At 67.6% G+C, this 25462-nt stretch carries 27 protein-coding genes; 13 read left to right on the top strand and 14 right to left on the bottom strand.

Annotated elements, in window-relative coordinates; translation table 11 throughout:
• Window positions 1-62: 62 nt before the first annotated feature.
• Window positions 63-497, top strand: coding sequence for an N-acetyltransferase (locus LXM55_RS24625; protein WP_325169914.1), 435 nt, complete (start codon window positions 63-65; stop codon window positions 495-497).
• Here LXM55_RS24625 and LXM55_RS24620 read toward each other — a convergent pair.
• The 4 genes from LXM55_RS24620 to LXM55_RS24605 all read right to left on the bottom strand — a co-directional run bounded on the left by LXM55_RS24620 (window position 472) and on the right by LXM55_RS24605 (window position 3181).
• Complete coding sequence (locus LXM55_RS24620; protein WP_233322761.1) at window positions 472-939, bottom strand: surface-adhesin E family protein; 468 nt, start codon at window positions 937-939, stop codon at window positions 472-474. The genes LXM55_RS24625 and LXM55_RS24620 overlap by 26 nt on opposite strands.
• On the bottom strand, window positions 936-1583 hold the full coding sequence (locus LXM55_RS24615) for a hypothetical protein (RefSeq protein ID WP_325169913.1): 648 nt from the start codon (window positions 1581-1583) through the stop codon (window positions 936-938). Before LXM55_RS24615 ends, LXM55_RS24620 begins: the two co-directional genes overlap by 4 nt.
• Before the next feature lie 111 nt (window positions 1584-1694).
• Entirely contained in the window at window positions 1695-2480 is a 786-nt protein-coding gene (locus LXM55_RS24610) for a PhzF family phenazine biosynthesis protein (protein ID WP_233322800.1), read from the bottom strand.
• Window positions 2481-2485: 5 nt separating this feature from the next.
• On the bottom strand, window positions 2486-3181 hold the full coding sequence (locus LXM55_RS24605; protein WP_233322759.1) for a helix-turn-helix transcriptional regulator: 696 nt from the start codon (window positions 3179-3181) through the stop codon (window positions 2486-2488).
• Between the two features lie 190 nt (window positions 3182-3371).
• Between LXM55_RS24605 and LXM55_RS24600 the strand changes: the two genes are divergently transcribed.
• From LXM55_RS24600 to LXM55_RS24580, 5 genes are all read left to right on the top strand, one after another.
• Window positions 3372-4064 carry a response regulator transcription factor gene (locus LXM55_RS24600; protein WP_233322758.1) on the top strand — a complete coding sequence of 231 codons (693 nt, stop codon included), beginning with the start codon at window positions 3372-3374 and terminating at the stop codon, window positions 4062-4064.
• Window positions 4064-5401 carry a HAMP domain-containing sensor histidine kinase gene (locus tag LXM55_RS24595; RefSeq protein WP_233322757.1) on the top strand — a complete coding sequence of 446 codons (1338 nt, stop codon included), beginning with the start codon at window positions 4064-4066 and terminating at the stop codon, window positions 5399-5401. The genes LXM55_RS24600 and LXM55_RS24595 overlap by 1 nt, the downstream gene beginning before the upstream one ends.
• A gap of 104 nt (window positions 5402-5505) precedes the next feature.
• A complete protein-coding gene (locus LXM55_RS24590; RefSeq protein ID WP_233322756.1) occupies window positions 5506-7746 on the top strand; it encodes a TonB-dependent siderophore receptor in 2241 nt (746 codons plus the stop codon).
• Between the two features lie 31 nt (window positions 7747-7777).
• Window positions 7778-8692: an alpha/beta hydrolase gene (locus tag LXM55_RS24585; RefSeq protein ID WP_233322755.1), complete on the top strand. Its 915-nt coding sequence runs from the start codon at window positions 7778-7780 to the stop codon at window positions 8690-8692.
• Window positions 8693-8793: 101 nt separating this feature from the next.
• Window positions 8794-9417, top strand: a complete 624-nt coding sequence (locus tag LXM55_RS24580; protein WP_233322754.1) for a DNA-3-methyladenine glycosylase family protein — start codon at window positions 8794-8796, stop codon at window positions 9415-9417.
• A gap of 57 nt (window positions 9418-9474) precedes the next feature.
• Here the strand turns inward: LXM55_RS24580 and dctM are convergent, their stop codons facing one another.
• The 3 genes from dctM to LXM55_RS24565 are packed head-to-tail and all read right to left on the bottom strand — an operon-like array spanning window position 9475 to window position 12444.
• The gene (dctM, locus tag LXM55_RS24575; RefSeq protein ID WP_233322753.1) at window positions 9475-10755 is read right to left on the bottom strand and encodes a C4-dicarboxylate TRAP transporter large permease protein DctM; all 1281 of its coding nucleotides are present in this window, start codon (window positions 10753-10755) and stop codon (window positions 9475-9477) included.
• Complete coding sequence (locus LXM55_RS24570; RefSeq protein WP_233322752.1) at window positions 10755-11387, bottom strand: TRAP transporter small permease; 633 nt, start codon at window positions 11385-11387, stop codon at window positions 10755-10757. The genes dctM and LXM55_RS24570 overlap by 1 nt, the downstream gene beginning before the upstream one ends.
• A 55-nt stretch (window positions 11388-11442) precedes the next feature.
• Window positions 11443-12444 (bottom strand): TRAP transporter substrate-binding protein, encoded by a 1002-nt coding sequence (locus LXM55_RS24565; RefSeq protein WP_233322751.1) that lies wholly within the window; start codon window positions 12442-12444, stop codon window positions 11443-11445.
• 263 nt (window positions 12445-12707) lie between these two features.
• Between LXM55_RS24565 and LXM55_RS24560 the strand changes: the two genes are divergently transcribed.
• The 5 genes from LXM55_RS24560 (at window position 12708) to LXM55_RS24540 (ending at window position 17199) form a co-directional block, all read left to right on the top strand.
• On the top strand, window positions 12708-13739 hold the full coding sequence (locus LXM55_RS24560; protein WP_233322750.1) for an AraC family transcriptional regulator: 1032 nt from the start codon (window positions 12708-12710) through the stop codon (window positions 13737-13739).
• A gap of 106 nt (window positions 13740-13845) precedes the next feature.
• Window positions 13846-14967 carry a polyamine ABC transporter substrate-binding protein gene (locus LXM55_RS24555; RefSeq protein ID WP_233322749.1) on the top strand — a complete coding sequence of 374 codons (1122 nt, stop codon included), beginning with the start codon at window positions 13846-13848 and terminating at the stop codon, window positions 14965-14967.
• Window positions 14968-15072: 105 nt separating this feature from the next.
• Window positions 15073-16521, top strand: coding sequence for an amidase (locus LXM55_RS24550; RefSeq protein ID WP_233322748.1), 1449 nt, complete (start codon window positions 15073-15075; stop codon window positions 16519-16521).
• A 62-nt stretch (window positions 16522-16583) separates the two neighbouring features.
• Window positions 16584-16913, top strand: a complete 330-nt coding sequence (locus tag LXM55_RS24545; protein WP_233322747.1) for a hypothetical protein — start codon at window positions 16584-16586, stop codon at window positions 16911-16913.
• A 94-nt stretch (window positions 16914-17007) separates the two neighbouring features.
• Entirely contained in the window at window positions 17008-17199 is a 192-nt protein-coding gene (locus LXM55_RS24540; protein WP_233322746.1) for a tautomerase family protein, read from the top strand.
• A gap of 6 nt (window positions 17200-17205) precedes the next feature.
• Here the strand turns inward: LXM55_RS24540 and LXM55_RS24535 are convergent, their stop codons facing one another.
• The 6 genes from LXM55_RS24535 to LXM55_RS24510 all read right to left on the bottom strand — a co-directional run bounded on the left by LXM55_RS24535 (window position 17206) and on the right by LXM55_RS24510 (window position 23247).
• Window positions 17206-17640: an HD domain-containing protein gene (locus LXM55_RS24535; protein WP_233322745.1), complete on the bottom strand. Its 435-nt coding sequence runs from the start codon at window positions 17638-17640 to the stop codon at window positions 17206-17208.
• A 108-nt stretch (window positions 17641-17748) separates the two neighbouring features.
• Entirely contained in the window at window positions 17749-18561 is an 813-nt protein-coding gene (locus LXM55_RS24530; RefSeq protein ID WP_233322744.1) for an HpcH/HpaI aldolase/citrate lyase family protein, read from the bottom strand.
• A 74-nt stretch (window positions 18562-18635) separates the two neighbouring features.
• Window positions 18636-19841 (bottom strand): CaiB/BaiF CoA transferase family protein, encoded by a 1206-nt coding sequence (locus LXM55_RS24525; RefSeq protein ID WP_233322743.1) that lies wholly within the window; start codon window positions 19839-19841, stop codon window positions 18636-18638.
• Window positions 19842-19860: 19 nt separating this feature from the next.
• Window positions 19861-21210 carry an MmgE/PrpD family protein gene (locus LXM55_RS24520; RefSeq protein WP_233322742.1) on the bottom strand — a complete coding sequence of 450 codons (1350 nt, stop codon included), beginning with the start codon at window positions 21208-21210 and terminating at the stop codon, window positions 19861-19863.
• A gap of 10 nt (window positions 21211-21220) precedes the next feature.
• Window positions 21221-22384: an acyl-CoA dehydrogenase family protein gene (locus LXM55_RS24515; RefSeq protein ID WP_233322741.1), complete on the bottom strand. Its 1164-nt coding sequence runs from the start codon at window positions 22382-22384 to the stop codon at window positions 21221-21223.
• Window positions 22385-22419: 35 nt separating this feature from the next.
• Window positions 22420-23247: an FAS1-like dehydratase domain-containing protein gene (locus tag LXM55_RS24510; protein WP_233322740.1), complete on the bottom strand. Its 828-nt coding sequence runs from the start codon at window positions 23245-23247 to the stop codon at window positions 22420-22422.
• 148 nt (window positions 23248-23395) lie between these two features.
• Here LXM55_RS24510 and LXM55_RS24505 point away from each other — a divergent pair, with 148 nt between their 5' ends.
• Together LXM55_RS24505 and LXM55_RS24500 are read left to right on the top strand one after the other, a co-directional pair.
• Entirely contained in the window at window positions 23396-24313 is a 918-nt protein-coding gene (locus LXM55_RS24505) for a LysR family transcriptional regulator (protein ID WP_233322739.1), read from the top strand.
• 135 nt (window positions 24314-24448) lie between these two features.
• Complete coding sequence (locus LXM55_RS24500) at window positions 24449-25015, top strand: GNAT family N-acetyltransferase (protein ID WP_233322738.1); 567 nt, start codon at window positions 24449-24451, stop codon at window positions 25013-25015.
• A gap of 23 nt (window positions 25016-25038) precedes the next feature.
• Here the strand turns inward: LXM55_RS24500 and LXM55_RS24495 are convergent, their stop codons facing one another.
• Window positions 25039-25296 carry a double zinc ribbon domain-containing protein gene (locus LXM55_RS24495; protein ID WP_233322737.1) on the bottom strand — a complete coding sequence of 86 codons (258 nt, stop codon included), beginning with the start codon at window positions 25294-25296 and terminating at the stop codon, window positions 25039-25041.
• Window positions 25297-25462 lie beyond the last annotated feature (166 nt).

Raw genomic sequence — 25462 nt, 5'->3', positions numbered from 1 at the left:
GGACAGACCGCCGCCACCTGAGTAGCGTGCGGCGCTCACTTCAATCCGACAGGCCCCCAAACATGCTGATCAGGGACTATCAAAGCAGCGATCTGCAAGCGTTGCTGGCGCTCTGGCTGGACGTTTCGATCCAGGCCCACCACTTTATCGACCCCGACTTCTGGCGCTCCAAGGTCGAGGACATGCGCAGCCTCTACATTCCCCATGCCCAGACCCGCGTGGCCGAACGCGACGGCCAGCTCCTGGGCTTCTACTGCCTGCATGAGGATCGACTGGCGGCGATTTTCGTCGCTGTGCAGCACCAGGGCCTGGGCTTGGGCACGCAGCTGCTGGCCGATGCCCGCGAGCGCCGCTCACGCCTGGAGCTGGCGGTGTATGCCGCCAACCTGCCGAGCATCGGCTTTTACCGCCGGCAGGGGTTCCAGGTGATCGGCAACGGCATCGACCCCGATACCGGGCAGGCCGAGCTGATCATGGCTTGGCCGGGGCCAGCTTGAGTCGGGTGGGATCGACCCCGCAGGCCATGTTGCGCAACTCGCCCAGCAACGACTGGCGGGGAAACGCGGCCCATTGCGCCTGATCTTCCTTGCGCGTGACCTCCACGCCCTGGGCGAACGGCTCGGAGAAGTACACCCGGCCGAACTGCGCCGACTCATCCTTCTCGCAGTTGATCACCCGGGTCGCCCGCGAGCTGTGGATCGGCGGCTTGCCACCGCCCAGCTCGGCGGGCTTGGCGTAGTTGTTGACCAGATAGAACTGCCGCAGGTTCGGGTTGTTCTGGTAGAGGGCCAGCGAGTTGGCGGCAAAGTAGGTGGCCAGTTCCGGGCTTTCCAGCACCTTGAACATGCCGTCCGGACGCTGCGGCGCCGGGGCCTGGGTGCCCGAATGGGCGCAACCGGCGAGCACGACCACCGCGCTCACGCTCAGCAGTTTGTTCATCGGCCCGCTCCCTGGGCCAGGTCCGGCCGCTCCTGGTCGAGCAGTGCCTGATCGACCGTGCCCTGCAGCGAGCAGAGCAAGCGGGTCTTGCCGTCTTCGTCGCTGAGCATGAGGATCTTTTCCGCGGAGCCCGGCGCCGGGGCGATGCCCGAGGCGGCGGCCGGGTTGTCCTGCCAGGGCGCCGTGGCGTTGAGTTTGATCTGTGGCCGGGAGATGAAGTATTCACCGGCCTCCTGCCAGCCGACCTGGGGCAGCGCGGCCATCACCGCGGCGCGGCTGGCATCGATGTCGAAGCCCCAGAAGTGGAAGCTGCCCTGCTCGCCCAGGTCGAACTGGCGGTCGTAGTAGCCGGTCAGGCGCAGGCCGCCATCGCTCAACGGGCGGGAAAACGCCTGCGCTGCCGTGGAGCTGTTCAGGCGGTCGGTGACCGGCACCCAGGCGATGCCCTGGCGCTGATTCTCGGCGAGCTTGACCACCTGCCCGAGTTCGGCGCGCTGCTGGTACAGGGCCTTGAAGAAACCCGGCTGGCAGTCCAGCAGGCTCTCGCTGAGGCTGGCGGCCTGGGCAGTGCCGGCACTCAGCCCCAGGAGCAGGGCCAGCAGCGGCGAGGTAGAAAGGCGGGGCAAGGGGCGCGTCCGGTGCATGGTCTGGAACATCCTGAGCAGGCGAAAAAACGCGACTCTACCTGCGCAGGCCGTGCCGAGACAAATCCGCTTGCAAGCGCCCGGCCTGCGCCGCAGAGCGGCGGCGCCGCGTCAGAGGAAAATGCTGCCCTTGAGGTACAAGGCGCCGTAGCCGCTGATGATCACCCGCCCGTTATCCAGCACCTGACACTCCAGCTGGCCCTTGCGCGCCCCGCCCTGCTGCGCCCGCAACTGGCGCTTGCCCAGGCGCGCGGCCCAGTAAGGCGCCAGCGAGGTGTGCGCGGAACCGGTGACCGGGTCTTCATTGACCCCGACCCGTGGGCCGAACCAGCGCGAGACGAAATCGAATTCCCGGGACGGCGCGGTCACGGCGATGCCGCGCACATCGAACGCGGCCAGGGCCGCGAAATCGGGTTGCAGCGCCTCCACCAGGCGTTCGTCGTCCACCACCAGCAGATAGTCGTCGGTGCGGTACAGGGCCTCGGCCGCGGGCAGGCCCAGGGCTTGCAGCAGGGCCGCAGGAATCGCCACGGCCTCGGGCTGCTTGGCGGGGAAGTCCATGGACAGCAGGCCGCCCTCGCGGCTCACCCGCAACTCGCCGCTGCGGGTGGCAAAGCGCAGCACGTCGCGGCGCTCGCCCAACTGCTCGAACAGCACCCAGGCCGCCGCCAGGGTGGCGTGCCCGCACAGGTCGACTTCCACCGTGGGGGTGAACCAGCGCAGTTCGAAGACCTCGCCCCGGGGCACGAAATAGGCGGTTTCCGACAGGTTGTTCTCCAGGGCGATGCGCTGCAGCACCGCGTCCGGCAACCAGGCGTCCAGGGGGCACACCGCCGCCGGGTTGCCACCGAAGACGTGGGAGGTAAAGGCATCCACTTGAAAGATATCGAGCTGCATCGCGGTCATTCCTCGGCGCCTTCGGCGCGGATCTGTTCCAGGTAGTTGTAGACGGTGTAGCGGGTCACCCCGAGGGCCGCGGCGGCCTTCTCGATCCCGCCCTTGACGATGAACACCCCGCGCTCCTGCATCTGGCGCACGGCGTCGAGCTTGTGTTGCTTGCTCATGCGCGCCCCGTTTCCCGGGCAGGCACCCTGGATGATCTGCGCCAGCAACTGTTCCATGTCGGGGGCTGCGTCGCGGCGCGGCGCAGGCGCGCTGCCCAGGCCCAGCAACTGGCCCAGGCAGGCGTGGGCGGCGGCGATGCCGCTCAGGTCGCTGTTGCTGCACAGGCTGGCGAAAGGCTGCCCGCTGCGGTCGCGAAAGATCACCGTGGAACTGCGCAGCTCGCGGCCGTCCGGGGCCAGGGTCGGGTAGTTCTCCAGTACCAGCGGGGTACTCGCGGAGCGGTCCTGCAGGGCGCGCAGCACGGCGGCAAAGCCCAGGTCATGACGCGGCCCGCCCAGCACCGGGTCGCCCACCCGGCGCCCGGTGACATGGCCGTTGGCGATGGCGACGATCGACGATTCCGGGCGATCAAGGTCATGCAGGACGATTTCCACATGCTGGCCCACCACGCTGGCGAGCATCTGCAAGGTGCTGGCGAGCACCTGCAGGACCAGTTGGCGCTCGGCAAGCAGGGCATCGGAAGGCAAGTTCATCGGCGTTTACCCAAGAAGGCGGTCCGGAAAAATATCAACACAATGTTGAATATTCAACTTTTAGTTGATTGCGCTTCCCTGTCCAGCCAGCACCTTGCCGCAATTGCGGCAATTGCACCGCCCGGTACATTGCGGCAATATTCGCAAATGTAAAACATTCTCATTAAATACTTCCCTTCAAGTGCCCCCCATGACCCCCACCCTGCTCCTCGTGGAAGACGACGCCCGACTGCGCGACGATCTGCACCGGCATTTCCGCCAGCGCGGCTTTGCCGTCACCCCTTGCAGCGACGGCCGCCAGGGCTTGGCAGCGGTGCGTGCCGGCCCCTTCGACCTGGTGCTGCTGGACATCATGCTGCCGGGCATGGACGGCCTGGCCCTGCTGGAAGCCCTGCGCCAGGAACAGGGCACGCCGGTGATGCTGATGTCGGCCCTGGGCGCCGAGCAGGACCGCATCACCGGCTTCACCCGGGGCGCCGACGACTACCTGCCCAAGCCCTTCAGCCTGGCCGAGCTGGATGCCCGCGCCGACGCCCTGCTGCGGCGCATGGCCCGGGTGCAACAACCGCCGGCCACGCGCCAGGACCGGCTGCTGAGCTTCGACGAGCAGGCCCAGGACGTGCTGCTCCAGGGCCGCGCCGCCGGCCTCACCGGTTCCGAATACCGGCTGCTGGTGACCCTGCGCGAGCACCCCGGGGAAACCCTGAGCAAGCCCTTTCTCTATCAGCAGGTGCTGCACCGCCTCTACACCCGCCTGGATCGCGGCCTGGATGTGCACGTGTGCAACCTGCGGCGCAAGCTCGCGGAGCTCGGGGTGCAGCACCTGCAGATCCAGGCGGTGCGCGGCGCCGGCTACCTCCTGGTGGAAGCGGAGCGCCATTGATGCGCCGCCATCCCCTGCTGTGGAAACTGGCCGGCCTGCAGATCGGCTTCTGCCTGCTGCTGACCTGGATCATCTGGACCTGGGGCCTGTCGGCCGAGCGCAGCACCTACTTCCTCGACCCCGCCGACCGCCAGTACCTGGCCCGCTACGCGCAGCAGGCCGAGGCCGCCTGGCAACAGGGCGGCGCGGCGGCGGTGGACGCCTTCGAAAAACACCTGGCGGCCGAGGAGCACACCTGGGTCGCGGTGCTTGGCGAGCGCCTGCAACGCCTGGGCAGCACCCCGCTGAGCGCCGACGACGCCAGCCACCTGACCTTCATGCGCAAGCTCGACTGGCCCATGAGCCGGCGCCTGCAGGACGAGCTGCCCTACGTCAGCATCGAATTCCCCGAGCACCCGGAACAAGGCCGGCTGGTGCTGCAACTGCCCGAGCGCCTGCTGCCCGGCGGCCTGACGCCCTGGACCCATGTGCTCAGCCACGGCGTGGTGCCGACCCTGCTGGCCGCCCTGCTCGGCCTGTTGCTCTATCGCCACCTGGTGCTGCCGCTGAACCGCCTGCGCGACCGCGCCGATGCCTTGCGCGCCGACGACCTGGACAGCCAGGGCCTGGGCACGCCGCTGGTGAAGCGCCACGACGAGCTGGGGGAGCTGGCCCTGGCCTTCGAGCACATGGCCGAGCGCCTGCGCCAGAGCCTGGCCCAGCAGCGCCTGCTGCTGCGCACCTTGTCCCATGAGTTGCGCACGCCCCTGGCGCGGCTGCGCATCGCCCATGACAGCCGCTTGCCGCCGGAACAATTGCGCCAGCGCCTGGACCGGGAAGTCACCGACATGCAGCGCCTGCTGGAAGACACCCTGGACCTGGCCTGGCTCGACACCGAACGCCCGCAACTGCCCACCGAAGCGGTGCAGGTGCTGTCGATCTGGGAAGCCCTGCGCGAGGACGCCTGCTTCGAAAGCGGCTGGCAGGCCGAGCGCCTGCCGTGCCTGCTGGACGCCGACTGCCGGGTCCAGGTGCACCTGGACAGCATTGCCCAGGCCCTGGAAAACCTGCTGCGCAATGCCATTCGCTATTCCCCCGCCGGCGGCCAGGTGAGCCTGCGCGGCTGGCGCGAAGGCGCCTGCTGGCACCTGTGCCTGGAAGACCAGGGGCCAGGGGTCGCCGAGCAGGACCTGCAACGGATGTTCCAGCCCTACCAACGCCTGGACTCGGCCCAGGGCGAAGGGTTCGGCCTGGGCCTGGCCATCGCCCGGCGCGCCGTGGAGCTGCACCAGGGGCGGATCTGGGCCAGCAATGGCAACCCCGGGTTGTGCCTGCACCTGCTGCTGCCCGCCGCCTAGGCCCGCGACCTGGAAGTGTTTAGAAAGTTAATGCGCTTTACTCGCAATTAGCAGTCATTATCATTCGTGATCTTCTGTTTCTGCCTCTGCCCCGGAGATCACCGATGTCCATGCGTTCGCTGCGTCCTTTCGCCCCTTTCCTGCTGTCTGGCTGCTGCCTGCTCAGCCATGCCGTGCAGGCCGCCAATGCAGGCTCTGCCCCACCGGCCCTGGAGCTGGAACCCCAGAACGTCATCGCCACCGCCAAGGAAGAAACCAAGCAGGCCCCCGGGGTTTCGGTGATCACCGCCGAGGACATCCAGAAACGCCCGCCGGCCAACGACCTGTCGCAGATCATCCGCACCATGCCCGGGGTCAACCTCACCGGTAACTCCACCAGCGGCCAGCGCGGCAACAACCGGCAGATCGACATCCGTGGCATGGGCCCGGAAAACACCCTGATCCTGGTGGACGGCAAGCCGGTGGGCAGCCGCAACGCGGTGCGCTACGGCTGGCGTGGCGAGCGCGACAGCCGCGGCGACACCAACTGGGTGCCGGCCGACCAGGTGGAACGCATCGAGGTGATCCGCGGCCCGGCGGCGGCCCGCTACGGCAACGGCGCCGCTGGCGGGGTGATCAATATCGTCACCAAGCGGGCCGGCACTCAGCCCCACGGCAACGTCACGCTCTACAGCTCGTTCCCGACCCACAAGGACGAAGGCGCGACCCAGCGCGCCAGCTTCGGCCTCAACGGCCCGCTGACCGAGACCTTGAGCTACCGGGTCTACGGCAACGTGGCCAAGACCGACGCCGACGACGCCGACATCAACGCCGGCCATGAATCCCTGCGCATCGGCAACCAGGTCGGCACCCTGCCCGCTGGCCGCGAAGGCGTGCGCAACAAGGACCTCAACGGCCTCTTGAGCTGGCAGCTGACCCCGGACCAGAGCCTGGACTTCGAAGCCGGCTTCAGCCGCCAGGGCAACCTCTACACCGGCGATACCCAGAACACCAACAGCAACAGCACGGTGAAAAACCTGCTGGGCCACGAGACCAACCGCAGCTACCGCCAGAGCTATTCGCTGACCCATCGCGGCGAATGGGACTTCGGCAGTTCCATGGCCTACCTGCAATACGAGAAAACCCGCAACACGCGGATCAACGAAGGCCTGGCCGGCGGCACCGAAGGCATCTTCAGCAACAGCGAGTTCTACACCGCAGTGCTGCGCGACCTGACCGCCCACGGTGAAGTCAACCTGCCGCTGCACGCCGGCTTCGAACAGAACCTGACCCTGGGCAGCGAATGGTCGCAGCAGAAACTCGACGACCCCAGCGCCAACACCCAGAGCACCAGCGAAGGCGGCGCGGTCAGCGGCCTGAGCAGCAGCAACCGCAGCACCCAGTCCAGCGCGCAGATCTTCTCGCTGTTCGCCGAAGACAACATCGAACTGCGCCCGGGCACCATGCTCACCCCGGGCCTGCGTTTCGACCATCACAGCATCGTTGGCGACAACTGGAGCCCATCGCTCAACCTGTCCCACGCCCTGAGCGACACCCTGACCCTCAAGGCCGGCATCGCCCGGGCCTACAAGGCGCCGAACCTGTACCAGCTCAACGCCGACTACCTGCTCTACAGCCGCGGCCAGGGCTGCTACGGCCAGAGCACCAGCTGCTACCTGCAAGGCAACGACCAGCTCAAGGCGGAAACCAGCGTCAACAAGGAACTGGGCCTGGAATACAAGGCCGACGGCTGGGTCGCCGGCCTGACCTACTTTCGCAACGACTACAAGAACAAGGTCGAATCCGGCCTGGCCCCGGTGAGCCGGGCCAGCGGCGGCAGCGGTGCCTACCGCAACGCGGCGATCTACCAGTGGGAAAACGTGCCCAAGGCCCTGGTGGAAGGCCTGGAAGGCACCCTGACCATTCCCCTGGCCAGCCAACTGACCTGGAACAACAACTTCACCTACATGCTGCAATCGAAGAACAAGCAGACCGGCGACTACCTCTCGGTGACCCCGCGCTACACCCTCAACTCGATGCTCGACTGGCAGGCCACCCAGGACCTGTCGCTGCAGGCCAGCGTGGCCTGGTACGGCCAGCAGACGCCGAAGAAGTACGACTACCACGGCGACCGCGTCACCGGCAGCGCCACCCAGCAACTGGCGCCGTACGCCATTGCCGGGGTCAGCGGCACCTACGCCCTGACCCGCCACCTGAGCCTGACCGCCGGGGTCGACAACCTGTTCGACAAGCGCCTGTTCCGTGAAGGCAATGCCCAGGGCGTGACCAACATCGCCGGGGCCGGCGCCGCCACCTACAACGAACCCGGGCGCACCCTGTACACCAGCCTGACCGCTTCGTTCTGAGCCATCACCAAGAACCCGCCGAGAACGCCTGATGAGAACTTTTTTCCTGCCCCTGGCCCTGGCCCTAACCCTGGCCTGGAGCCTTGCGGGAGCGGCGCTGGCCGCCCCCGCCCCGGACCAACCCATGGACCGCAGCCTGCTGCAACGCCAGGACCTGCCCTACCGCTTCAGCACCCTGCAACTGGATTCCGCCGACGGCCAGCGCCACTACCAGCTGTGGATCGGCCAGCCGTTGCAGGCGCCACCGCCACAGGGCTACCCGGTGCTGTGGATGCTCGATGGCAACGCCGCCCTCGGCGCCCTCGACCCCGAGCAGCTCAAGCGCCTGGACCGGGGCCCGGCGCCGCTGCTGGTGGCGGTGGGTTACCAGACCCCGCTGCGCATCGAGCGCAACGCCCGCACCTACGACTACACCCCGCAGCAGCCGGGCCTGGCGCAGCAGCAAGACCCGCTGACCGGGCAACCCAGCGGCGGCGCGCAGGCCTTCCTGCAACTGCTGCGCGAACGCCTGCGCCCGGCCGTGGCGGCCCAGGCGCCGATCGATGCCACGCAACAGACCCTGTGGGGCCATTCCTACGGCGGCCTGCTGGTGCTACAGGCGCTGTTCAGCCAGCCCCAGGCGTTTCGTCACTACGCCGCCGCGAGCCCTTCGCTGTGGTGGGGTGACGGGCTGATCCTGTCGCAGGCCCAGGGCCTGGCCGAGCGCCTGCAAGGCCACCGTGCCCAGCTGCTGCTGATGCGCGGTGGCGCCGAGCCGGGCAACCCGCGCCAGCCACCGGGGCCCGAGGCCGACCAGCGCGCCCGGCAGTTGCAGGCGCAACTGGCTCAGGTGCCGGGGCTGGCCCTGGACTACCACAGCTTCGAAAAACTCAGCCATGGCGAAACCCTGGCGGCTTCGCTGCACTACGTGCTGGAGCGGCTCTACCTGTCGGCGCCCGCAGACTGAGGCCGCCGCGCCCGGGCCGCGAGTTTCATCGCAAGAGACCGGGTGCAGGCAACCGGACGGCGGGCTAATCTGCCGCTCGTCCCCCTTGCCCCGGATCGCCGATGCCCAACTGCCCCGCCAGCAAATGTCTTGCCGCACTGGATGCCGACTGGGCGGCGCTGATCGCCGCCGTCGGCCCCTGCCTGCACCAGCCCCGCCCGGAGCGCGAGCCTTACCAGGCCCTGGTCCGCGCGGTGGCCTACCAGCAACTGCATGCTCGCGCCGGCGACGCGATACTCGGCCGGCTGCGCGGCCTGTTTCCCGAGCAGGCGTTCCCCACGCCCCGGCAACTGGCCGGCGCCAGCCTGGAGAGCCTGCGCGGTTGCGGCTTTTCCGCGCGCAAGGTGGCGACCCTGCAAGGCATTGCCCAGGCCACCCTGGACGGCCGCGTACCGGATGCCCGGGATGCGCGCAAGATGGACGACGAACACCTGATCGAACGCCTGACCGCGCTGCCCGGAATCGGCCGCTGGACCGTGGAGATGCTGCTGATCTACAGCCTGGAGCGCGAGGACATCTTGCCGGTGGACGATTTTGGCGTGCGCGAAGGCTACCGCCGCCTCAAGGGCCTGGAGCAAGCGCCCAGCCCCCGCCAGCTGCGCGAGCTCGGCCAGGCCTGGCGCCCCTGGCGCACCACCGCCGCCTGGTACCTGTGGCGCGTGCCGCCGCGCCAACCCAACTTGTAGCCGCGTTCGCGGACGGCGGTGGCAGGTGGCGTTTACACAGAGCGGCTACGGCAACGTTCACATGCCCAACCAGTTGGGCAAGGCCAGGGAGATCAGCGGGACGTAGGTCACCAGGATCAGGAACAGCAGCAGGATCATCAGCCACGGCATCGCCGCGCGAATGGTCTGGCCCAGGGTCAGGCCGGTCACCGCCGAGGTCACGAACAGGTTCAGGCCCACCGGTGGATGCACCAGGCCGATCTCCATGTTGACCACCATGACAATCCCCAGGTGAATCGGGTCGATCCCCAGCTTCATGGCAATCGGGAAGAAGATCGGCGCCAGGATCAGCACGATCGCCGAAGGCTCCATGAAGCTGCCCGCCACCAGCAGCACCACGTTGACCATCAGCAGGAAACCGATCGGTGTCAGGCCTTCGGAGATCACCCAGGCAGTGATTTCCTGGGGGATCTGCTCAGTGGTCAGCACGTGGGCGAAGAGCATGGCGTTGGCGATGATGAACATCAGCATGATCGACAGCCGCCCCGACTCCAGCAGCACCTTGGGGCAGTCGCGCAGCTTCATGTCGCGGTACACGAACAGCGCGACAAAGGCCGAGTACACCGCCGCCACCGCCGCCGCTTCGGTGGGGGTGAACATGCCGCTGTAGATGCCGCCGAGGATGATCACCAGCAACAGCAGGCCCCAGAACGCCCGGCGCGCAGCGCTCAGCCACTGACCAAAGGTGGCCCGGGGCTGCGCCGGCAGCTTCTTCACCCGCGCCACGATGTAGATCGCCACCATCAGCAGCAGGCCCAGCAGCAGCCCGGGAATCACCCCGGCCATGAACAGCTTGCCCACCGACGTCTCGGTGGCGGCCGAGTACACCACCATGACGATCGACGGCGGAATCAGGATGCCCAGGGTCCCGGCGTTGCAGATGATCCCGGCGCCGAACTCCTTCGGATAACCGGAGCGCACCATGCCCGCCACGGCAATCGAGCCCACCGCCGCCACGGTGGCCGGCGAGGAACCGGACAGCGCCGCGAACAGCATGCAGGCCAGCACCGCGGCAATCGCCAGGCCGCCGCGTATGTGCCCGACGCAGGCGTTGGCGAAATCGATCAGGCGCTGGGCCACGCCGCCGGTGGTCATGAAGGCCCCGGACAGCAGGAAGAACGGAATCGCCAGGAAGGTGTAGGCGTCGGAGGTTTCGAACAGCTTGATCGCCAGGGAGCTGAGGGAATCCTGGCTGAACATCAGGATCGACATCGCCCCCGACAGCCCCAGGGCAATGGCTATCGGCACGCCGAGGAACATGAAGACCAACAGCAAGGCAAACAGACAGAGCACGGCCATCAGTGACGCTCCTCATGGCTGCCCGCCAGTTTGCTGGCCTCGCCCGCCTCGTCGGCCAGGCCCAGGCCGACCTGCCGGCGGGTGAAGAGGCGGTAGAAGATTTCCAGGTAGCGCAGCAGCACCAGGGCGAAGCCGATGGGCACGATCACCACGATGTGGCTGACCCGGATGCCGAAACGGTCCAGGTCTTCGGCGCCGATATGGGCGGCCATGATCGCGCTCAGCCACTTGAAGCTGGCCACCATGAACAGCCCGGCATACAGCAGGCAGCACAGGCAGGCCAGCAGCGCCAGGTAGCGCTGCACCGGGCGCGGGGTCAGGCGCACCAGGGCGTCCACCCCCAGGTGCCCGGCCGTGCGCACGCCATAGGACATGCCGAAGAAGATCAGCCAGCCGAACAGTGCCTTGGTCAGCGCCACGCTCCAGGTCATGTCCTGGGCCAGGCCCATGCTGATGTCGCCCAGGGCATTGAAGAAGGCGCTGCTGGCCGCCCAGCGATCGGCCAGGGCAAAGAACAGCGTGTAGATGTTGTTGAGCATCACGTAGACAAAGGTCACCAGGGTCATGGTCGCCAGCAGCAGGGCAATCAGGCCCTCCTCCAGGTGCTCCCAGATACGTCTCAGGGACTGCATAGAGATACCTCGCAAAACGGGCGGGACCGTCCGCAGCGGGACGGCCAGAGGGCATTCAGTGGCGCTGGTTGGCGGCGTCGGCGGCCTTGATCAGGTCGGCGCCGATCTGCGCCTCGAACTGGCTCCACACCGGGCGCATGCTGTCGCGCCAGGCCTGGCGCTGCTGCCCGCTGAGCGCGATGATTTCACTGGTCCTGGCGTCGACGATCTTCTGCCTGGCGCTCTGGTTCAGGGCTTCGGCCTGCCTGTTCACCTCCAGCGACACCTCGGCCATGATCGCTTCCAGCTCGCCGCGCACATCCGCCGGCAGGCCGTTCCAGAAGCTCGCGTTGGTGATCACCATGTAGTCGATCAAGCCGTGGTTGGACTCGGTGAAGTACTTCTGCACCTCGTTGACCTTCTGGCTTTCATAGTTCGACCAGGTGTTCTCGGTGCCGTTGACGGTGCCGGTCTGCAGGCCCTGGTAGACCTCGGCGAAACTCATCTTGCGCGGGTTGGCGCGCAGCGCCTTGAACTGCTCTTCGAGCACGCTGGAAGCCTGCACGCGGAACTTCAGGCCGCGGGCGTCCTTGGGCTCGTGCAGGGGCTTGTTGGCCGACAGCTGCTTCAGGCCGTTGTGCCAGTAGGCCAGGCCGAGAATGCCCTTGCCCTGCATGGCGGTCAGCAGCTGCTTGCCCTCGGCGGCCTGGAAGCGGTCCACCGCCGCCAGGTCATCGAACAGGAACGGCAGGTCGTAGATCTGGATCTGCCGGGTGTACTGCTCGAACTTGGCCAGGGACGGCGCCAGCATCTGCACGTCCCCCAGCAGCAGCGCCTCCATTTCCTTGCCATCGCCGAACAGCGACGAGTTGGGATAGACCTCGACCTTGACCCGCCCCGGCAGGCGTTCCTCGGCGAGTTTCTTGAACAGCAGCGCACCCTGGCCCTTGGGGGTGTTCTCGGCCACCACGTGGGCGAACTTGATGATGATCGGGTTGCCGGTGGATTCGGCGGCCTGGGCCAGCCCGGCAGCGAACAATGCAGCCGCGCAGAACAGCGCTCGAGAGAGCTTGAACATGGACGTCACCCTTTTATTGTTGTGATGACAGGCAGAGTGCCCAAGGCGCGGCGTATAGAGAATTTCGAATTTTTGATACCCGCGTTCACCCCCGCCGAACGCCCCTCCCTGTGCAGGCGCCGGCTTGCCGGTGAACAGGCCCTCAAGCCTTGCACCGCCCTCGCCGACGCCTTCGCTGGCGAGCCCGCGCCTACAGGGGGCAATTGAACCGCGGGCGCGTAACCCCTAAAGTCACGCCTCCCGATATCACCTTGAGATCGCCGATGGCCGCTCTTCGCCTGACTACCCTGCATACCACTCAAGCGGTGCTGGACGCCTTTCGTGACAGCGATGTGCCCGCCGACGTGCTGCTGGAGGGCAGCGGCATCCAGCTGGCGGACCTGGAACTGCCCAACAGCCTGATCAACATCAGCCAGGAAATGCGCGTGTTCAGCAACGCCGTGCAGTTTCGCCAGGACCTGGGGCTGGTGCTGGGGCGCAACCTGCACATCAGCGCCTACGGCATGTTCGGCCTGACCCTGCTGACCAGCGCCACGCTGCGCGAAGGCTGGTCCCTGGCGCTGCGCTACCCCTTGCTGCTGGGCACCTTCTTCCACCTCGACCTGGAGCTGCGCGACGGCCTGGCCTGGCTCACCGCCGACCAGTACAGCGAAAGCGAGCTCGAAGTGTTCAACACCGACTTCTGCATGTCGTCCTACCGGGTCACCTGCCAGGACCTGCTGGGCTGCACGCTGCCGCTGCGCGAGGTGCACCTCAAGCACCCGCCGCAACCCTACCTGGACAGCTACGAGCAGGCCTTCAACTGCCCGGTACGCTTCAATGCCGGGCGCAATGCCATCGGCTTCGATCCGGAATGGCTGGACCGGCGCCTGCCCCTGGCAGACCTGGTGACCCAGAACGACATGCTGCAACGCTGCATCCGTCTCAACGAGGAACTCAGCGCGCGGCCGACCTGGATCGATCAGGTGCGGCGCATCCTCAACGAACAGCTGCACGCGGTGCCGGATTTCGACAGCCTGGCGCGTCAGGTGCACTGCTCCCCAAGCACCCTGCGCCGGCGCCTGCGGGCCCAGGACACCAGCTACCAGCAACTGCTGGACGAGCTGCGCTATGCCCGCGCGCAACAGTTGCTGGGCCAGCACAGCCTGCCCATCTACCGCATCGCCGAAGCCCTGGGCTTCAAGGAAACCGCGAGTTTCCGCCACGCCTTCCAGCGCTGGAGCGGCGTCGCGCCAGGGCGTTTCCGGCAGTTGGCCGGCCAGCTCGGCCCGCTCTCGGACTGTGCTGAAGATTGACGCTAAATATCCCCTATTGACCGTTCCCAACATTCTCTCTGGGCGCCATCCGGCCAAGAATGACTCCCCCGGAAGGCCCCGCTCATTTCAGACATGGAGTTGTCAGATGAAATCGCTGCATACCGCCCTCACCCGCCTGGCCCTGAGCTGCTCCCTGAGCGCCCTGGCCCTGACCGCCAGCTTCAGCGCCCACGCCGCCCCCGAGCGCACGGTGAACATCTTCAACTGGTCGGAATACATTGCCCCCAACACCATCAAGGACTTCCAGTCCGGCAGCGGGATCAAGGTCAAGTACGACATCTTCGAAAGCAACGAAGTGCTCGAAGCCAAGCTGCTGACCGGCAACAGCGGCTACGACGTGGTGGTGCCTTCCAGCGGTTTCGTCAGCAAGCAGATCACCGCCGGGGCCTTCCAGCCCCTGGACCGCGGCCAACTGCCGAACTGGAAAAACCTCGACCCGGCGGTGATGAAGCTGCTGGAGCAGAGCGACCCGGGCAACCGCTACGTGATCCCCTACATGTGGGGCACCAACCTGATCGGCTACAACCGCGACAAGGTCCAGGAACTGCTGGGCACCGACGCGCCGGTCAACAGCTGGGACCTGGTGTTCAAGGAAGAGAACCTGAAGAAGCTCAGCCAGTGCGGCGTGACCTTCCTCGACTCGCCGGCCGAAATGCTGCCCCTGGCCCTGCACTACCTGGGCCTGGACCCCAACAGCCAGAACCCCGAGGACTACCGCAAGGCCGAGGCCCTGCTGCTCAAGCTGCGTCCTTACGTGCGCTACTTCCACAGCGCCAAGTGGATGGGTGATATCGCCAACGGCAACATCTGCGTGGCGGTGGGTTATTCCGGCGGTTTCCTGCAGGCGGCCAACCGCGCCAACGAAGCCAAGAACGGCGTGCACATCGAAATGCGCATTCCCAAGGAAGGCACCCTGGTGTGGATCGACACCGTGGCCATCCCCGCCGGCGCCAAGCACGTGGACACCGCCCACGCCTTTCTCAATTACCTGATGGAGCCCAAAGTGATCGCTTCCATCAGCAACTATGTCGGCTACCCCAACGGCGTGACCGATTCCAAGCCGTTCATCCAGCAGTCGCTGCTGGACAACCCGGACCTGTTCCCCAGCGCCGAGACCATGACCCGCCTGTACCCCCTGGCACCGTTGCCGGCCAAGGCCGAACGCACCCGTACCCGGACCTGGGTCAAGGTCACCAGTGGCCGCTGAGTCACTCACCCCGAGGGCCCGCCAGGACGTCGCCAACGGCGTCCATGCAGCCCTCCCACGCCGTGGCGCAGCCCGCGCCCGGCGTGCCTGAACAAAGAGTCGAATATGTCGTTGCCCACTTCCAGCCAAGCGGCGCTGCACCAGCAGTCGATCGAGGCACTGCTGCGTGGTTTTGCCAGCCAGCAGTTCACCCCGGTGGACGTGCTGCAGGCGCTCCTGGCGCAGATCGAGCGCCATGAGCCGCAGCTCAACGCGCTCTGCGAACGCCAGGATCAGGCCGCGCTGCTGGCCGCCCAGGCGTCCACCGCGCGCTGGGCGGCCGGGCAGCCCATGGGCCGGCTCGACGGCATTGCGATTCTGGTCAAGGACAACCACGACATTCAGGGCTGGCACACCTGCAACGGCTCCAGGGCCCTGGCCGGACGCCCGCCACAACAGCACGACAGCGCCCTGGTGGCGCGGCTGCGCGAGGCCGGGGCGATCTTTATCGCCAAGACCACCCTGCCGGAGCTGGCCACCACGCCACTCACCGACAGCCCGCTGACCGGCATCACCCGCAACCCCTGGAACCTGGCCCTGCATGCCGGTGGCAGCAGTGGCGGCAGCACCGCCGCGGTGGCTGCGGGTTACGCGCCGGCGGCCACCGGCAACGACGCTGCCGGGTCGATCCGCACCCCGGCGAGCTTTTGCGGGGTGATTGGTTTCAAGCCCAGCCATGGCCTGGTGTCCGCCAGCCCGAGCATCGACCCCGGTGGCCTGTCCGCCGAAGGGCCGATTGCCCGGCATGTACGCGATATCGCCCTGCTGCTGGAACTGATGAGCCACCACGAGCCTGACGAGCCCTTCGCCTGGCCCCGCCCGGCGCAGGCGTTCCTCAGGCATATCGAGGACGGCGTGGCCGGCCTGCGCATCGCCTTCAGCCCCGACCTGGGGCATGCCGCCCATGTCGACCCACAGATTGCCGCCAGTTGCCTGGCCGCCGCCCGGTTGCTGCAACAGGCCGGGGCCAGCGTGGTCCAGGCTTCGCCGGATATCGGCCAGCCCGCGCCCAACTACCTGCGGGCCTGGCCGGTGGAAGCGGCCAGCGCCGCGGCCCAGGAGGTACCTGCCGAGCGCCAGCATTTGCTGGGCGACTTTATCCAGCAGTGCCAGGTACGGGCGCGCCAGCTCAGCGCCCTGGACTACGCCTGCGCGATACAGGAACGGCATCAGGTCGCGCAGCAGCTGCATGCTTTTCTCGGTGACTACGACCTGCTGCTGACCCCGACCGCCGTGATCGAGCCGTTCGCCGTGGAACGCCAGCTGCCACCGGACTGGCCGGAGCAGATCAGCGCGATGTGGCAGCCCACCACCTTCCCGTTCAACTTCAGCCGCCAGCCGGCGCTGAGCATGCCCTGCGGCCTGAGCGCCGCGGGCTTGCCCATCGGCCTGCAGATCGTGGCCCGCTTCGGCCGTGATGAACTGGTGCTGCGGGCCGCCCGGGCCCTGGAAAAATTGCTGCCCGAGGGGCTGTTCGCCCAGCCCCACGGGCTACACGACGCCCCGCGGGCGTGACCGCACTGAACAACCCGCTGACGCCCCAAGACAGCGTCGCTTTACGGACAAGGAGGTGGAACATGGATTCTTCTAGCAGTTGGTACCAAGACACCCAATTCGACCATGACATCTACGTGATGATCATCCGTGAGCCCAGCTCGCCGAGCCTGTACGCCCATCAGTCCGGCGCCAGCTACAGCTACGTCGGCCGGCTCACCGGCCACGGCCAGCACCCGTGCTTTTCCGTGCACTTCGCCTGCCCGCCCTACGGCAACGACTACGCCAGCACCGAAGCCGCGCTGCAGGCCGGCCTGGCCCATGGTCGGGCGCTGATCGAACATTGGCGCACCCGTGGGCGCAAGCCGCCGGCGCGCACCGCCGAAGTGGCGCTGTCCAGCTACAGCAACTGATCGCCGCCCGGTTGCATGGCTGGCCGGTAGGGCCGCGGCTGTCGTAGGCTGCGCGCTCATCCGGCCATGCGCCATCACCGAGGAGCGTCGATCCATGCCCTACATCAATCTGCAGATCACCCGGGGCGCCACGCGCCAGCAGAAGGCCCAGCTGGTCAAGGAATTCACCGAATCGCTGGTGCGGGTACTGGGCAAGAAACCCGAGCACACGCACATCGTGATCCAGGAAATCGAGCACAGCGATTGGGGCTTTGCCGGCGAGCTCAGCGACGGCGAACAGGCCTGAGCCCGCTTATTCGTCGGCCGCCAGTGACCTCAGGTAGTGCGTGGCCTGTTGGTACTTCTGCAGGCGTCGCGCATCTTCGGGCCCAGGCTCGGGGATGCGCGACAGGTCGCTGTTTTCCGCCAGGTCCGCCAGCTTCACCTGCCGCGCCAAGGGGTTCACCCCGGCGCGGCGGATGAACGCCGGGTAATCCTCGCCTTCCACCTTGGTCAGCGCCAGCAGCGCCGCCAGCACTTCCTCGCTGAAACCTTCGCGCCGCAATTGCTCCGGGGTGATCGGGCTGTCTTCCAGCACATCGTGCAGCACCGCGACGATGCGCGCCTCCGGCTGGGTCAGGCGCAGCATGACCCGCAGCGGGTGCAGGATGTAGGGCGCGCCGCCCTTGTCGACTTGCCCGGCATGGGCCTCGGCGGCCAGCGCGATGGCGCGCTCCAGGCTGCTCATCGCCGCGGGCTCAGGGTTTTTACGCTGGCTGTCGGGTTGTGCATGGGCCACCTCACGAAGGAAAAGACCGGCCCATGCTACTCGCCCCGCCGCCCGGGCGCAGCGGCTTCAGGCCAGGGCCAGCAGGCGCTCGGCGCGCAGCAGCACCGGGGCATCGACCATCTGCCCGTCAACCTGATACGCCCCGGCGCCGTCGCGGCCGCCCTCCACCACCCGCCGGGCCCAGGCCAGTTCCTCGGGACTGGGGGCCAGCGCCTGATGAATCACCGGTACCTGGGCCGGGTGGATGCACAGGGCGCCGGCAAAGCCCATGGCGTAGGCGTGCCGGATCGAGGCCGCCAGGCCCGGGCTGTCGGCAATTCCGGGGAACACGCCGTCCAGCGGCGCCTGCAGCCCCGCCGCCCGGGAATGCACGATCAACGCCAGCCGCGCCTGGTCCAGGGCGAACTGCGCCGCCGCCGAACCGCTGCTGAGGTTGAGGTCCAGGGCCAGGTCCAGACCGCCGAACGACAGGCGCTGGACCCCGGGCGCCGCAGCGATCGCGGCCAGGGCCAGCAGGCCCCGGGCGCTCTCGATGATTGGCCACACCGGCCGGCCGCAGGCCGCCACCCGCGCCACCTGGGCCGCGCTTTCGACTTTGGGCAGGAGCATGCCGGTGACTGCGGCCTGGGCCTGACAGAACGCCAGGTCGGCCGCGTGCTGCGGGTGCTCCGGCGCGTTGATTCGGACCCAGACCCGGGCAGCGGGCTGCGCCACCAGAAAGCGCCCCAGCTGTTCGCGGGCCTGGACCTTGAGGGGTTCTTCGACGGCGTCCTCGAAATCGACGATCACCGCATCGGCGCCACTGGCCAGGGCCTTGGCGAAACGTTCGGGGCGGCTGCCGGGGACGAACAGCGCGGAGCGGACAATGGAATCGGACATGCTGTGTTCCTTGTTGGGGTGGCGGCGCCAGGTCGATCGCGGGGCCGCTGCGCGACCCGGCGCGGCGACAGGGTTCAAATGACGCCGCGGGTGTGCATTTGCTGGATGTGCTCGGGGCTCAGGCCCAGTTCGCCCAGGATCGCCGCGCTGTGCTGGCCCAGCGCTGGAACGGCGTCCATGCGCGGGGCGAAGGCGTTGTTGCGCGCCGGCGGCAGCAGCGCCGGCAAGCGGCCCGCCGGGCTGTCGACCTGGCGCCAGGCATCCCGCGCCGCCAGTTGCGGGTGCTGCCACACGCCTTGCATGTCGTTGACCCGGGCATTGGCGATCTGTGCCTGCTCCAGCCGCTCGCTCACCTGGCTGACGCTGAGCCGGGCAAAGTGCTCGACGATGATCTGGCGCAGCACCTCGCGGTTGGCCGAGCGCTTGAAGTTGGCGCTGAAACGCGCATCCGTGGCCAGTTCGGGTTGCTCCAGCACCTTGTCGCAGAACGCCGCCCACTCCCGCTCGTTCTGCAGGCCGAGCATCACCGTGCCGCCATCGCCCACCGGAAACGGCCCGTAGGGGTAGATGGTGGAATGCGCCGCGCCCGCTCGCGGCGGCGGCTCGGCGCCGGCGAAGGCGTAGTACATCGGGTAACCCATCCACTCCACCAGGCTTTCCAGCATGCTGATGTCGAGGCGGCTGCCGAGCCCGGTGCGCCCACGCAGCAGCAGCGCCGAGAGAATGCCGCTGTAGGCGTACATGCCGGCGGCGATGTCGGCGATCGAGCAGCCGGCCTTGGCCATCTGCTCGGGTTCGGCGCCGCCGGTCACCGAGAGGAAGCCGCCTTCGCTCTGGATCAGCAGGTCATAGGCCTTCTTGCGCTCATAGGGGCCGCCTTCGCCATAGCCGGAAATGTCACAGACGATCAACCGTGGAAAACGCTCATGCAGGGCTTCGAAGGACAACCCCATGCGCGCCGCCGCGCCCGGTGCGAGGTTCTGCACCAGCACGTCGGCCTCGGCCAGCAGGCCCTCCAGCAGGCCTTCGGCTTCCGGCTGCTTGAGGTCCAGGGTCAGGCTTTCCTTGGAGCGGTTGGTCCACACGAAGTGCGAGGCCAGGCCGTTGACGCGCTGGTCGTAGCCGCGGGCGAAATCGCCGCTGCCGGGGCGCTCGACCTTGATCACCCGGGCCCCCAGGTCCGCCAGCTGGCGGGTGCAGAACGGCGCGGCAATCGCGTGTTCCAGGCTGACCACGGTGATGCCGTCGAGCGGTCGTGGCGCTGCTGTGTTGTCGGTCATGTTCAGTCCTCGCGCGGATTCAGAGCAGTGAGTTCAGGTCGTCGACTTCACGCAGGGCCCAGACCCGGCGGATCAAGGCATCGCCCTGCTGCGGGGTGCGGGCGCCGGAGAACTGCAACAGGCGCTGGAACTTGTCTTCCAGCTCGGCCCGGGACAGGCCGTTGCCAGGGTCGCCCTTGGGCTCGTCGATGGCCCCGTGCAGGGTGCGGCCATCCAGGCACTGCACCTCGACCCGGCCCAGCCAGCGCGCTGGATAGGCCGCATCGACTTCAGGGTCCAGCTGCATGCCGACCTTGTCGCGAAACGCCGCGACCCGGGGGTCGTGCAGCGCATGGTGCTGGAACTCCGGCAAGCCGGCCTTGCCGTGCACGGCGATCAGGCCGAGCACGGTGCCCATGGAGAACTTCGCCTGGTGCACGCTCTGCGGCACCTGGACCCGGCCCAGCACGTCGATGGCGCCCTGGTGCACCCAGGTCACGACCCGGGCGATCTGCCGGTGTTCCAGGCCTTCGCGCTGCATCACCTCAAGCAAGGCATCGGCGGCAGGATGGGTGTGGCGGCACGAGGCGTGGAACTTGAACGAGGTTTCCAGCAGCGCCCAGCGGCGGCCCAGGCCCTGGCTGAGGCGCGCGGGTTCAGCATCCCGGGACATGCCAGCGGCCATGCCCTGCTCGCCTTCGAGGATATTGCGCGCGCCGCTCAGGCCGTCCCGGGTCAGGTAGGCCGCCAGCAGGCCGTCGGCGGCGGCCTTGGCGCTGTGCAGTTGCTTGGAATCGGCGGCGTCACGCAGGAACTCCCAGAGCCCGGCGGCCTGGGTCCCGGCGCTGCCCAGCAGCTGGATGAACTGCTCGCTGTCGAACTCCATCAGCTTGCCCACCGCCACCGCGGCGGCCAGGGTGCCGACGGTGGCCGTGGTGTGGAAGATCCGGTAGTGGGAACGGCCCATGAATTCACCGATGCGGATCCCCGCCTCATAACCGGCCACCGCCGCCAGCAGCAGCTCGCGGCCGGACTTGCCCAGGTCCTGGGCCGCCGCCAGCGCCGCCGGGAACACCACGGTGGCCGGGTGCAGCACGGAGCTGTTGTGCAAATCGTCCTGCTCCACCAGGTGCGACGAGGCGGCGTTGACCAGCGCGGCGAAGTACGCCGAGCTGCCGGCCCCATTGACCAGGATGCGCGCCGGGCCGCTGGCCGGCCCCATGTGCCGGGCATAGGCCTCGAACAACGGGATCGGGTGCGCGCCCTGGGCCGCCAGGGCCGAGCCCAGCCAGTCGAGGAACAGCTCTTCGCTGCGCAGCAGGACGCTTTGCGGCAGGTCGGCGTAGCGCAGGCCGGCGAGGAACCCGGCCAGATCGTGGGTATGGCTCATTCGGGGCTCCTTAGAAACTGCGGGGCAGTTCCAGCAAATGCTCGGCGACGTAGGACAGGATCAGGTTGGTGGAGATCGGCGCCACCTGGTACAGCCGGGTCTCGCGGAATTTGCGCTCGACGTCGTACTCGCAGGCAAAGCCAAAGCCGCCATGGGTCTGCAGGCAGGCGTTGGCCGCTTCCCAGGAGGCCTTGGCCGCCAGGTACTTGGCCATGTTGGCGCTGGCCCCGGCATTGCACCCGCTGTCGTATTCCGCGCAGGCACGCCAGCGCATCAGGTCGGCGGCCTCGATCTCGATATGCGCCTCGGCAATCGGGAACTGCACGCCCTGGTTCTGCCCGATGGGCCGGCCGAACACCACGCGGTCGCGGGCATAGGCGCTGGCCTTCTCGATGAACCAGCGGCCGTCGCCGATGCACTCGGCGGCGATCAGTGTGCGCTCGGCGTTGAGGCCGTCGAGGATGTACTTGAAGCCCTTGCCTTCCTCGCCGATCAGGCTGTCGGCCGGCAGCTCCAGGTTGTCGAAGAACAGCTCGTTGGTCTCGTGGTTGACCATGTTGGCGATGGGCTGCACGGTCAGGCCGTGGCCGATGGCCTGGCGCAGGTCCACGAGGAAGATCGACATGCCTTCGGACTTCTTGCGCACCTCGGCCAGCGGCGTGGTGCGGGCCAGCAGGATCATCAGGTCCGAATGCTGGATCCGCGAGATCCACACCTTCTGCCCGTTGATCACGTAGCGGTCGCCACGGCGGACGGCGGTGGTCTTGATCGCGGTGGTGTCGGTGCCCGTGGTGGGCTCGGTGACGCCCATCGATTGCAGGCGCAATTCGCCGCTGGCGAGCTTGGGCAGGTAATGGCGCTTCTGCGCTTCGCTGCCGTGACGCAACAGGGTGAACATGTTGTACATCTGCCCGTGCACGGTGCCGGAGTTGCCGCCGCAGCGGTTCACCTCCTCAAGAATCACCGAGGCTTCGGCCAGCCCCAGGCCGGAGCCGCCGTACTCGGTGGGGATCATCGCCGCCAGCCAGCCGGCCTCGGTCAGGGCCTTGACGAAGGCTTCCGGGAAGCCCTTGCGCTCATCGATGCCGCGCCAGTAGGCGGCGTCGAACTCGGCGCACAGGGCACGCACGCCCTCACGGATGGCATTGAGTTGTTCGGTGTCTTGGGGGGTCATCAATCGGCACTCCGCCTTGGCTTATTGTTGGAATTTCAGTCGAACTGCACGGCGCCACGCTGGGCCAGCCCGCCACCGTCGCCGGCCCAGAGCTCGGCCTGGCCGGGCGCGCTGATGCGCCCGCCGACCTCGAACGGCTGCGGGGCAATCAACGGCCGCAGGCCGCGGTAGGCGAAATGGCGCAGGCGCGCCTCGGGGTTGGCCCGGCAGAAGGCCCCCAGGCTCAGGGTGGCAATCAGCGGGCCGTGCACCACCAGCCCCGGGTAACCCTCGGTGGCGGTGACGTAGGGATAGTCGTAATGGATCCGATGGCCGTTGAAGGTCACCGCGCTGTAGCGAAACAGCAGGGTCGGGGTCGGCGCCACCGGCTCGCGCCACTCAGCCTCGGGCAGGGGTTGGCCACTGCTCAGCTTGGGCGGGGTTGGCTCGCGGTAGACGATGTCCTGTTCTTCGCGCAGCGCCAGCCGGCCATCCTGGAAATACTCGTGGCACAGGGTCACGAACAGCAGCTGGCCGCTGCGCCCGGCCTTTTCCTCGACCTGGGCGATGGTGCTGACGCAATGGGCAGCGGCGCCGGCCAGCAGCGGCGCGTGAAACTCCAGGCGGCCACCGGCCCACATGCGGTTGCGGTTGTCGGCCGGTGGCAGGAAGCCGCCACGGGCCGGATGGCCATCGCCGCCCAGGGCCGCGGCCGGCTGGGGCTGCTGGAAAAAACACCAGTGCCAGAGCGGCGGCAGGGCTTCGCCCGGGGCCGGGGCGGCCTGGCCGAAGGTGGCGGCGATGCGGGTCAGCAAGTTGGCGCTGAGGTGGTCGTCGATCCGCTGGCTGCGGCCGATCCAGGCGCTGGGGTCGGTGACGCTCATAGAGGCAGGGTCCTGTGGCACGAAGGTGATGGCGGCCATCATGCAAGGGTGTGGCGCGTATGGAGAATTTGCATTTCTATAAACCGGCGTTCGTTTATGCTGAACGCCGCTTGCCACTCTCCTCTCCCTCAACCCCAGGAGCCCGGACATGCATTTCGATCTGGCAGACCTGCGCCTGTTCATCCATATCGCCGAATCCCCGAGCCTGACCCAGGGCGCGCGCCGCGCCTTTCTCTCGCCGGCCGCCGCCAGCGCGCGGATCAAGGCCCTGGAGGGCCAGCTCGACACCCGCCTGCTGTACCGCGACAGCCGTGGCGTGGAAGTCACCCCGGCTGGCGAACGCTTGCTGCAGCACGCGCGGCTGATCATGCGCCAGGTGGATTACCTGAAAAGCGAGTTCACCCAGTACGGCGGCGACTCCTCCGGGCATATCCGCATCTTCGCCAACACCACGGCGGTCACCGAGTTTCTGCCGGAGGTGCTGGCCGGATTTCTCTCGGTGCGCCCGGGGGTCACGGTGGATCTGCAGGAACGCCTGTCCCGGGACATCGTCCGTGGCGTGCTGGACGGCACCAGCGACATGGGCATCATCGCCGGCCCGGTGGAAGCCGCCGGCCTGCAAGTGCTGCACTTCAGCACCGACCACCTGGTGCTGACGGTGCCGGTGGACCACCCGCTGGCCGGCCAGGCCTCGGTGACCCTGGAACAGACCCTGGCCTACCAGCACATCGGCCTGCATGAAGGCAGCACCTTGCTGAGCTTCCTGCGCGAGCACGTGGAGCGCCTGGGCAAGCAACTGTCGCTGCGCATCCAGGTGTCGAGCTTCGAGGCCATCTGCCGCATGGTCGAAGCCGGGGTCGGCATCGGCATCATTCCCGAGTCGGCGGCGCTGCGGCACAGCCGCACCATGCAACTGGTAACGGTGAAGCTCGACGAGAGCTGGGCGCTGCGCGAGCGCAGCATCATCGTCCGCGAACTCGAAGCGCTGCCGGGCACCATCCGCGCCCTGATCAACACTCTGATGCCCGAAGCCTGCCCAACGCCCGCCGCCGGGCAGCCGGCATGACCGGTGATCGACAACGCCCAAGGCGCAAGCAGAGACATTGATGCCGATCAAGTGCAGCGGTCGCCGGTGCAGTCAACCTGAGGCCAATCAGGGCTGTTCGTACAGCCCGCCCTTTGGCTCTCCGGAGACTTGATCATGTCCAGCACTGCTCTCGATATCCTCGCCCACCCGCCCTTCCCGGCGCAGCAAGGCCAATACTGGATCGACGCCTTGAACGACGGCAGCCATGTGCTGATCCGCCCGCTGCGTCCTCAGGACCGGGAGCGAGAAAAAGCCTTTATCGAAAACCTCTCCCCGGCCACCCGGCACCAGCGTTTTCTCGGTGAAGTCAAGGAAGTCGGCGATCGCCTGCTGGATCAACTGATGGATGTCGGCACCCCGCAGCGGGTGGCCTACGTGGCCCTGGTCCACGACAACGGCGAACTGCGCGAAGTGGGCATCAGCCGTTATGCCCAGGTCGACGACCAGCCTTGGCGCTGCGAGTTCGCCGTGACCATCGCCGATGAATGGCAAGGCAAGGGCCTCGGCGCGCTGCTGATGCAGCACCTGATCGACGAAGCCCGCACCCATGGTTTCCAGCAGCTGTACTCGGTGGACTCCGCCGGCAACTACAGCATGCGCCGACTGGCCAAACAGCTGGGCATGCGCAGCGCCATCGACCCCGACGACGCCACCCAGGTGATCCACAGCCTGGCCCTGTAACCTCCCCCGCGCCGCGCCGCGCCTCAGCCCGAGGCGCGGCCGCATTGCCCGCAAAACCGGGCCCCCGCCGCCAACGACGCGCCACATTGCACACAGCCCAAGGGCACCAGCGACGCCGCGCATTGCTGGCAGAAACGCGCCGCCGACGGGTTCAACGCCCGGCACTGGCCGCAGGCAAGGCCACCGCCCTCGGCGCCATGCCCCGCCCCCCGATGCCCGCCCCGGGAGGCGCCATGCCCACCACCGTGATGCCCTGCCAACAGTCGTCTGAAAAAGCTCATGTCGTTCACTCCGTCTGGGTATGAACGCCAGTAAAAACCCTGCAGTAACTACAGAATCAAGCCACCCTCGACAGTCACTCGCAGAGGATTCCCGTAGCCATGGCGCGGACAAGCATCACCCCCAGGGGGCTATTCAATCGCTTGCCCGGTGGCACCCGCGCCTGGG

Source organism: Pseudomonas sp. Au-Pse12 (assembly GCF_021341665.1).
Lineage (GTDB): Bacteria > Pseudomonadota > Gammaproteobacteria > Pseudomonadales > Pseudomonadaceae > Aquipseudomonas.
The sequence above is the reverse complement of the archived record's forward strand: the minus strand, read 5'-3'. Positions and strand labels throughout refer to the sequence as shown.

Excerpts from the sequence above, each read along its gene's own strand:
- LXM55_RS24625 (WP_325169914.1), top strand. The coding sequence starts at position 63 with ATGCTGATCAGGGACTATCAAAGCAGCGATCTGCAAGCGTTGCTGGCG.
- LXM55_RS24620 (WP_233322761.1), bottom strand. The coding sequence starts at position 939 with ATGAACAAACTGCTGAGCGTGAGCGCGGTGGTCGTGCTCGCCGGTTGC.
- LXM55_RS24615 (WP_325169913.1), bottom strand. The coding sequence starts at position 1,583 with ATGCACCGGACGCGCCCCTTGCCCCGCCTTTCTACCTCGCCGCTGCTG.
- LXM55_RS24610 (WP_233322800.1), bottom strand. The coding sequence starts at position 2,480 with ATGCAGCTCGATATCTTTCAAGTGGATGCCTTTACCTCCCACGTCTTC.
- LXM55_RS24605 (WP_233322759.1), bottom strand. The coding sequence starts at position 3,181 with ATGAACTTGCCTTCCGATGCCCTGCTTGCCGAGCGCCAACTGGTCCTG.
- LXM55_RS24600 (WP_233322758.1), top strand. The coding sequence starts at position 3,372 with ATGACCCCCACCCTGCTCCTCGTGGAAGACGACGCCCGACTGCGCGAC.
- LXM55_RS24595 (WP_233322757.1), top strand. The coding sequence starts at position 4,064 with ATGCGCCGCCATCCCCTGCTGTGGAAACTGGCCGGCCTGCAGATCGGC.
- LXM55_RS24590 (WP_233322756.1), top strand. The coding sequence starts at position 5,506 with ATGTCCATGCGTTCGCTGCGTCCTTTCGCCCCTTTCCTGCTGTCTGGC.
- LXM55_RS24585 (WP_233322755.1), top strand. The coding sequence starts at position 7,778 with ATGAGAACTTTTTTCCTGCCCCTGGCCCTGGCCCTAACCCTGGCCTGG.
- LXM55_RS24580 (WP_233322754.1), top strand. The coding sequence starts at position 8,794 with ATGCCCAACTGCCCCGCCAGCAAATGTCTTGCCGCACTGGATGCCGAC.
- dctM (WP_233322753.1), bottom strand. The coding sequence starts at position 10,755 with ATGGCCGTGCTCTGTCTGTTTGCCTTGCTGTTGGTCTTCATGTTCCTC.
- LXM55_RS24570 (WP_233322752.1), bottom strand. The coding sequence starts at position 11,387 with ATGCAGTCCCTGAGACGTATCTGGGAGCACCTGGAGGAGGGCCTGATT.
- LXM55_RS24565 (WP_233322751.1), bottom strand. The coding sequence starts at position 12,444 with ATGTTCAAGCTCTCTCGAGCGCTGTTCTGCGCGGCTGCATTGTTCGCT.
- LXM55_RS24560 (WP_233322750.1), top strand. The coding sequence starts at position 12,708 with ATGGCCGCTCTTCGCCTGACTACCCTGCATACCACTCAAGCGGTGCTG.
- LXM55_RS24555 (WP_233322749.1), top strand. The coding sequence starts at position 13,846 with ATGAAATCGCTGCATACCGCCCTCACCCGCCTGGCCCTGAGCTGCTCC.
- LXM55_RS24550 (WP_233322748.1), top strand. The coding sequence starts at position 15,073 with ATGTCGTTGCCCACTTCCAGCCAAGCGGCGCTGCACCAGCAGTCGATC.
- LXM55_RS24545 (WP_233322747.1), top strand. The coding sequence starts at position 16,584 with ATGGATTCTTCTAGCAGTTGGTACCAAGACACCCAATTCGACCATGAC.
- LXM55_RS24540 (WP_233322746.1), top strand. The coding sequence starts at position 17,008 with ATGCCCTACATCAATCTGCAGATCACCCGGGGCGCCACGCGCCAGCAG.
- LXM55_RS24535 (WP_233322745.1), bottom strand. The coding sequence starts at position 17,640 with ATGAGCAGCCTGGAGCGCGCCATCGCGCTGGCCGCCGAGGCCCATGCC.
- LXM55_RS24530 (WP_233322744.1), bottom strand. The coding sequence starts at position 18,561 with ATGTCCGATTCCATTGTCCGCTCCGCGCTGTTCGTCCCCGGCAGCCGC.
- LXM55_RS24525 (WP_233322743.1), bottom strand. The coding sequence starts at position 19,841 with ATGACCGACAACACAGCAGCGCCACGACCGCTCGACGGCATCACCGTG.
- LXM55_RS24520 (WP_233322742.1), bottom strand. The coding sequence starts at position 21,210 with ATGAGCCATACCCACGATCTGGCCGGGTTCCTCGCCGGCCTGCGCTAC.
- LXM55_RS24515 (WP_233322741.1), bottom strand. The coding sequence starts at position 22,384 with ATGACCCCCCAAGACACCGAACAACTCAATGCCATCCGTGAGGGCGTG.
- LXM55_RS24510 (WP_233322740.1), bottom strand. The coding sequence starts at position 23,247 with ATGAGCGTCACCGACCCCAGCGCCTGGATCGGCCGCAGCCAGCGGATC.
- LXM55_RS24505 (WP_233322739.1), top strand. The coding sequence starts at position 23,396 with ATGCATTTCGATCTGGCAGACCTGCGCCTGTTCATCCATATCGCCGAA.
- LXM55_RS24500 (WP_233322738.1), top strand. The coding sequence starts at position 24,449 with ATGTCCAGCACTGCTCTCGATATCCTCGCCCACCCGCCCTTCCCGGCG.
- LXM55_RS24495 (WP_233322737.1), bottom strand. The coding sequence starts at position 25,296 with ATGAGCTTTTTCAGACGACTGTTGGCAGGGCATCACGGTGGTGGGCAT.